Raw genomic sequence first — 806 nt, 5'->3', positions numbered from 1 at the left:
TGCTTCAGCAGCCAGCCGCCCGCGATGCCGCCGAGCGCGAGCCCGATCGACTGCGTGGTGTTGTAGACGCCCGTGGCCGCGCCCTTGCGCGAACCGGGCGCTAGCTTCGATACGAGCGACGGCTGCGACGCTTCCAGGATGTTGAAACCCAGGAAGTAGATGAAAAGAATCGCCGCCACAATCAGGATGGTATGCGGCGCGCTGCCCAGCAGCAATTGGCCGATCAGGATAGCCAGGATGCCGCCGAGCAGCACCGGCTTCATCTTGCCCCGTTTTTCCGCGACGATGATCGCGGGGACCATCATCACGAACGCGAGCCCCATTACCGGCAGGTAGACCTTCCAGTGCGACGCGACCGGCAGCCCGCCGTCGACCAGCAGGCGCGGCACGACGAGGAACAGCGCCGTCTGCGTCGCGTGCAGCACCAGCACGCCGAAGTTCAGGCGCAGCAGCTCGACGTTGTGCAGTACCTCGGCGAACGGCGCGGGCACGTGCACTGGCTTCGCCGCGTCAGGCACGATCCACAGCACGACGCCGATCGCGAGGATCGACAGCACGCCGACGATCGCGAACAGGCCGCTCATCCCGACCCAGTGGAACACGATCGGCGCGCCGACGATCGCGACCGCGAACGACACGCCGATCGAGCCGCCGACCATCGCCATCGCCTTGGTGCGGTTCTGCTCGGAGGTCAGGTCGGCGATGAACGCGAGCACCGCGGACGACACGGCGCCCATCCCCTGGATCACGCGGCCGACGATGATCCACGTGATGTCGTGCGCAGACGCGGCGACGAAGCTGCCGAG

The 806-nt window shown here is 67.0% G+C and carries 1 protein-coding gene; it reads right to left on the bottom strand.

Going from position 1 to position 806, the window contains the following annotated elements; translation table 11 throughout:
* Positions 1-806: MFS transporter (locus tag DIE13_RS32545; RefSeq protein WP_148094100.1), on the bottom strand; the 806-nt coding region annotated here is incomplete at both ends.

The sequence above is a fragment of the Burkholderia sp. Bp9016 genome (genome assembly GCF_003857765.1).
Lineage (GTDB): Bacteria > Pseudomonadota > Gammaproteobacteria > Burkholderiales > Burkholderiaceae > Burkholderia.
The sequence above is the reverse complement of the archived record's forward strand: the minus strand, read 5'-3'. Positions and strand labels throughout refer to the sequence as shown.